At 61.5% G+C, this 6,448-nt stretch carries 5 protein-coding genes; 2 read left to right on the forward strand and 3 right to left on the reverse strand.

What is annotated here, in order from left to right:
* From Q1K49_RS05865 to Q1K49_RS05875, 3 genes are all read right to left on the reverse strand, one after another.
* Complete coding sequence (locus Q1K49_RS05865) at positions 1 to 1,509, reverse strand: ABC transporter substrate-binding protein (protein WP_300523917.1); 1,509 nt, start codon at positions 1,507 to 1,509, stop codon at positions 1 to 3.
* Positions 1,510 to 1,683: 174 nt separating this feature from the next.
* On the reverse strand, positions 1,684 to 2,937 hold the full coding sequence (gene pepT / locus Q1K49_RS05870; RefSeq protein ID WP_300523920.1) for a peptidase T: 1,254 nt from the start codon (positions 2,935 to 2,937) through the stop codon (positions 1,684 to 1,686).
* A 395-nt stretch (positions 2,938 to 3,332) separates the two neighbouring features.
* On the reverse strand, positions 3,333 to 3,920 hold the full coding sequence (locus Q1K49_RS05875) for a hypothetical protein (RefSeq protein WP_300523922.1): 588 nt from the start codon (positions 3,918 to 3,920) through the stop codon (positions 3,333 to 3,335).
* Positions 3,921 to 4,246: 326 nt separating this feature from the next.
* Between Q1K49_RS05875 and Q1K49_RS05880 the strand changes: the two genes are divergently transcribed.
* Together Q1K49_RS05880 and Q1K49_RS05885 are read left to right on the forward strand one after the other, a co-directional pair.
* Positions 4,247 to 5,074 carry a TetR/AcrR family transcriptional regulator gene (locus tag Q1K49_RS05880; RefSeq protein ID WP_300523924.1) on the forward strand — a complete coding sequence of 276 codons (828 nt, stop codon included), beginning with the start codon at positions 4,247 to 4,249 and terminating at the stop codon, positions 5,072 to 5,074.
* Entirely contained in the window at positions 5,071 to 6,435 is a 1,365-nt protein-coding gene (locus Q1K49_RS05885; RefSeq protein WP_300523927.1) for an efflux RND transporter periplasmic adaptor subunit, read from the forward strand. Before Q1K49_RS05880 ends, Q1K49_RS05885 begins: the two co-directional genes overlap by 4 nt.
* Positions 6,436 to 6,448 lie beyond the last annotated feature (13 nt).

A 6,448-nucleotide genomic window follows, 5' to 3' on the forward strand; every position in this document is an offset into this window, starting at 1 on the left:
TTACTCCTCGATGGAGGCCTGCCGGAAAGAGTGCACCTCGTTGCCGCGGATCTCGAAGCCCTTCACGTTTTTCTGGGCTCCCGCGATGGATTCGTCGTTGTGGATGTACACCATGGGATGCAGCTCGTTGATGTAGAGCTGGAGCTCCTTGTAGATTTTGGCGCGTTCCTCTCCGTCCGGCGTGCCGCGCCCCTTGGCGAGGTATTCGTCGAGCTTCGCGTCACTGGTGAAGGTGAAGTTCGTTCCCGAGGTGGACTCGAGAAGCCCCGAAACGGCGAAATTGGGATCCGGCACGGTGGAAACCCAGCCGAGCAGGAACATGTCATGCTTCTTCTCCTGCAACCCGCTGAGGTAGGCTCCCCACTCCAACACCTTGATCTCCGACGTGATGCCGATTTCCTGCAGCTGCGCCTGGATGATGGTGGCGGAATCCACGCGCTCCTTCCGCTCGTTCGTCCAGATTTCCATGCGGAGATCCTTCATGCCCGCTTCTTCCAGGAGTTTTTTGGCCGCTTCCACATCCTGCTCGTGCTTGGGAAGCTCGGAATCGATGGAGTATTTCACCGCTCCGGGAATAAGGGACGTGGGCACTTTGCCGACGCCGCGATACACCGCCGCCTGAATGCCCACGGTGTCCAACGCCAGATCGATGGCCTTGCGGACGCGCACATCGTCGAAGGGCTTCTTGGAGAGGTTGAACCCCATGTAGGTCACGGACGTCTGGGGTACCCGGTAGAGCACCAGGTTCTTATTCTCCTCGATACGCTTGATATCGTTCGTGGTGATGGGGTAGGCGATGTCCACTCCGCCGGTTTCGAGCTCGATGGCGCGGCTCGTGGGTTCCGGTATGGAGCGGACTTCGAGCTTCGCGACCTTCGCCTTGGGACCCCAGTACGCGTCGAAACGCTCGAGAACGTACTTGTTCCCCTTCTGCCAGCTCACGAACTTGAAAGGCCCGGTTCCCACGGGCTGCATGCCGTAGTTGTCCCCCGCCTCCTCCACGGCCTTCTGGTTGAGGATGGAACCCCAACTGTGGCTGAGGGAAGGGAAGAAGGAGTAGTCCGGGTGCTTCAGGTGAATGATCACCGTGTAGTCGTCCAGGATCTCCACGTTGTCGAGGTTCTGGGAGTAGGTCTTGATGGACGCTCCGAGATCCGTGGTGGCCCGCTCCAGGGAGTATTTCACATCCTTGGCGGTCATCTTCTCTCCGTTGTGAAACACCACGTCCTTGCGAAGATGCATCTTGTAGGCCGTGTCCGACGGAAATTCCCAGGATTCCGCGAGTCCGGGAAGCACCTTCCCCTCGCTGTCGAGGAAGACCAGCGTGTCGTAGATGGAATAGCACGCCCGGGAACTCGGCATATCATTGTGACGGATGGGATCCATGGTCGTGGCATCGTACTGATCCGCCACGACGAGGGTGTCCTTGGCCCACCCGATGCTGCAAAGACCGAAGATGAGAACAGAGACCACTACTGCGAAAATGCCTTTTTTCATTCCGTTCTTCATTGTTCCGTTCACCTCATCATCTCTCCATGATTGAACTTCGTGCGGCACCCGGCTCTCGGAAAACAGCGCGTCTTTTCAGAAAGAGCTCTTTGAAAGACCCTTTAAATAAACATTCTCTTCCGGGCATCCCCCCCTCGTCTCACAGGCGTCGTCTCCGCCGCGTCGCACACGCACTCAGGCGTTGCCGCTTCGGCGAACAGAGAGTTCGAGAATCTTCAGCACCATCTCCGTGGCTTTCTCCATGGACTGCACGGGAATGAACTCGAAACGTCCGTGGTGGTTGTACCCCCCCGCGAAAAGATTCGGCGTGATCAACCCCCGCCAGGAAAGCGCGGCTCCGTCGGTACCGCCCCTCATGGGAATGATCCGGGGCTCCACTCCGATCTCTCTCATGGCATCCATGGCGATTTCCACGATGTCCATGCGCTCCTTCAGTTTCTCCCGCATGTTTCTGTACTGATCCGACATGGAGAGCGAAAAGCGCTCTTCTCCGTATTTCTCGTTCATCCAGCGTACCGCTTTTCTCATGAACTCCTTCCGGGCCTCGAACTTCTCCGCGTCGTGATCCCGGATGAGGTATTTCAGCGTCGCCTGCTCCACCATCCCGCGCATTTCCATGCAATGATAATAGCCTTCGTAGTTTTCCGTGGTGCTCGGGGTCTCCGCAGGGGGGAAAAGGGCATTGAATTCCTGGGCCAGGGTGATGGCGTTCAGCATCAATCCCTTGGATTTCCCCGGATGCACCGCCCGCCCCCGGATTTCCACCGTGGCGTTGGCGGCGTTGAAGTTTTCGTAACAGAGTTCCCCCAGAGGTCCTCCGTCAAGGGTGTAGGCAAAGTCCGCACCGAACGCCTCGATGTCGAGCAACTTCGCCAGGTGTCCCACCTCTTCGTCGGGAGTGAACGCCACCTTCACGGCACCGTGCTCCACCTCGGGATGCGCGACGAGATAGTCCAACGCGCCCATGATCTCCGCGATTCCCGCCTTGTTATCCGCTCCGAGCAGGGTGTTGCCGTCGGTCACCACGAGATCTTTCCCCACACAGTCCTTCAGAAAGGGGAAATCCCGCGGCGAAAGCACCTGTCCTTCCGCCTCGTTCAGAATCACGTCTCCTCCGTCGTAGCCTTTCACGACCCGGGGTTTCACGTTCTTTCCCGTCACCTCCGTGGCGGTGTCGAGGTGCGCGATGAAACCGATGGCGGGTACCTTTTTCCGCTTCTCGGGATCCGCGATGTTGGAGGGAAGAGAACCCGTGACATAGGCGTTCTCCGTAACCACCACGTCCTGCACGCCGAGCTGCTCGAGTTCCTTCGCCAAAACCTCCGCCAGCACCATCTGGCCGGGAGTGCTGGGCACCCCCTTGGCTTGATCCGTGGACTGGGTATCATACGTAACATAGTTCAAAAAGCGCTCCAACGTAGAATACATCCGACATCACTCCTTTTCCATCCTCATGCTCATCTTCGTCCTCAGCTTCATCCTCGTCCGAGCGCAATCGTTCCGCAACACTCCCCCGAGGTTCCTTTTCGCATACCCCGACGGCCGTCGCAACAACCACCGCAGCGGTCACCCTCACCACCACAAAACGGCCGCGAAAAAACCGCGACGCCCGGAGCCGTTTTTTCTGAAATGCCGCTTCCACCATGCCTCTGTCGCCGGCAGGGAGCGGCACGCTTCCTCACTGGTCCGAACGATGTTCCGGCAAACGTTCCCGAACCCCGATCCGAAACGTCATGTCTTCAACACACCTGCACAGGCCCTCCCGGGCATTGCCCGAAGAGAGCGCACCACATTCCTCTCGCCCTGACGGAACGGAATGTCCCCTAATCCGGCCAGGAATTGGCCTCGATCTCGGTGACGGCGTCGCGGTAATACCGGATCACGAGGTTCGTGTAACCGCTCTCCGTCTCGTAGAGGAGCACTCCCTCGTCCTCGCCGGTGGGCTCGCCGAGGAGAGCGCGAACCTGCGACAGGGACGAACCCACCCGGAGCCCTCCCGGAAGCGTCATCTTCGGCGAAAAGACGCGCACCGTAAGGGGCAGCTCGCCCCCGGCCTCCATGCGATAGAAAGAAACCTCCGCCTCGGAATAGCAAAGGGTCACCACCACATCCGTAAGAGAGTCGTCGTGGCGGTTCTGCTGCTTCCGTTCCCGGACCAGCCGGGGCTCGCCGAGCTTTGCCCGCACCGCCTCCTCGTTACCGCCGAAGAAGGTGAGCACGCCGTTGATGTAGGCCTCCGTGTCCGCAGCTCCCGCAGCGGCGGGAGGAGAGAGGAATCCCGCCCCCAGGGCCAGGCAGAGCACGCAAAGCACCGCCGCACGCCGCACCCCCGGCGGGACATTCCGCCGGAATGCGCCCCCTCCGGCCTCTTCCGATCCGAAGCACCCTTTCCTGCGACCCGTCCCCATCATGTTCTGAACACCGCCTTTCTCCCCGACTCCGTCCTGAACACGCCCCGACTGCACTGCCCTGCGACAAACCCCTGCTCAGTATAGCGCGTTTTCGCAAGGGACGCACAGGCCTCCGCGGTGCGCCGCCTCCGGCCCGACCATCTGTGCAGAAACAGGCATAATGGTCGTTGACAAGGTGGAAAACGAAGCGTAAAATTGCGCCTCGCAACCCTTGGTCATTTAAAAAAACACCGGTCATTTTCTTACGGCGACGCGCGGCGAAGATGTGCCGCGACCGGAGCGCCGGTACCGTTGAGATTCTCGACATGCCGTGAGGGGAGGAAGAGATGGCGCGTCTCTCGGAGAAGAAGAAAGCTCTTGTGGAATCCATGATGCGGGAGTCCCTCCTGGCCGCCGCGGAGGAGTTGCTGACTCAGGAGGGGTGGAAAGGGGCGACCATGGAGCGCCTCGCCCAGGCGGTGGGCATCGCCAAGGGCACGGTCTACAACTATTTCCGGGACAAGCGGGAACTTCTCTGGGCCGTGGTGGAGCGCAACACGGTCCCACTGCGGAATCTCGCCCTCTCCCTGGATGCGAAAAAAGGAGATCCCGCCGCGCTTCTGGCTCGCATGCTGGAAGAGGTCTTTGCGGGTCTTCATCGGGATCGCCACGTCATCACGGCGCTGATCCAGGCCTACCACGAGGATCGGGAGGGAGAGCACCGCTGCGGCGAAGAGCCTCATCGCCATCCACCGCTGACGGAGGTGCGGAATTTCGTGCGGAAGGTCATCGCCCGGGGCGTTGCAGAGGGAGTGTTCCGCCCCATCGACCCGACGCTGGGCGAGGCGGTGGTGAACGCCACCATCGTTGGACTGGCGAAGGAACTCGTCTTCGACAAACGGGACATTCCCGGAGAGGGGTTCGCCGAGGCCGTGAAAACCATTCTGCTCCAGGGGCTCTGCGCCCACGGCGCCATTGCCGCGGAGGCGTCCGGAACAGGATGCGGCGCCTCTGTCGAAGACCGCGGAGATTCTTCCCGCAAAAGGACACGCCCCCGGGCCCGGGGTGGCGGAACGGAACACCACGACGAAAGAACGAACGCGACGACGGAGGCTCTCCGGAGCGACGCGACGAACCGACAGGACGACAGGAAGGGAAGGTGCACCACAGCATGACAGCGCCGGAACAGCACAGCGGACACGGAACGAACGGCACCAGCGGAACAGGCAGGCCGAAGCGCAGAACGGGAAGAACGCTCTTTCTTCTGGTGCTTCTTCTCGCGGCGGGGATTTACTTCGGAAGACCCTATCTCGAACCGTACCTCCCCCCCGGGCTCAAGAGCGCTCTCGCGGTGCTCCCCGGCGGAAACAAGGCGGCGAAACCGCAGGCGACCATGCCCATGGCGCCTCCGGCGCCCACGGTCATTCTCCACACCGTGGAGAAGGCGGATCTCGCGGTGAGCCGGGAGTACGTCGGGCGGGTGGAGCCCATCCAGACGGTCTCCCTGCTGCCCCAGATCAGCGGCATCATCGAGGAGGTCCATTTCAAGGAAGGGTCCATGGTCAAGGCGGGGGATCTCCTCTTCACCATCGACAGCAAAGAGTACAAAACCACCGTGGCGCTCCGCAAGGCGGAACTCGCCAAGGCGGAGGCGACGCTCGACCGGGCGTCCAAGTACCTCAAGCGCCTGAAGGCCGCGGACGCACGGAGCGTCTCCGCGACGGATCTCGACCAGGCGGAGAGCGACGTCCTCCAAAGCCAGGCCGCGGTGGAACAGGCCAAGGCATCGCTCCAACTGGCCCAGATCAATCTGGGCTACACCCGGATCACCGCCTCCATCTCGGGCAAGGCCGGCAAGGTGGCTTTTACCAAGGGCAACTACGTGACGCCTTCGAGCGGCCCGCTCACTTCCATCGTGCAGATGGATCCGGTGCGCGTCACCTTCTCCCTTCCCGACCGGGACTATCTCGACCAGTTCGAGAGGTTCCGCTCCGCCGAGAACGTCTACGACGCGACGCTCCGCCTTCCCGACGGCACCGTCTATCCGGAAAAGGGCATCCGCGATTTCGAGAGCAACGTCATGGACGCGAAGACCGGAACGATTTCCGTGGCCCTGCGCTTCAAAAACGACCGAGGGGCGTTGGTTCCCGGCAGCATGGTCCGGGTGAGCGTCAAACCCGTCGTCTCCCGCATCGTGCCCGTCATTCCTCAGGAGGCGATTCTCGCGGACGCCGCGGGGGACTTCGTCTACGTGGTGGACGGAGAGAACGTGGCGCACAAGCGCCCCGTCCAGCTCGGCGCGGCCTTCGGCCGGGTGAGCGAGGTCGTCTCGGGACTCGAACCGGGCGAGCGCATCATCCTCCTGGGGCTGCAGTCCGTCCGCCCGGAGATGAAGGTGAACCCCACCCAGGCGGCGACGAACGGAAACGGCACCAAGACGCCCGCGGAACGCGCCCGGGAATCGGACTACGATCCGCAGACGGTCTCCGCCGACGTGAGCGGGGACAAGACCGCCTCCGCAGAGGGGAGCGACTGATCCATGTTCTCCA

The sequence above is a fragment of the Aminiphilus sp. genome (assembly GCF_029975095.1).
GTDB lineage: Bacteria > Synergistota > Synergistia > Synergistales > Aminiphilaceae > Aminiphilus.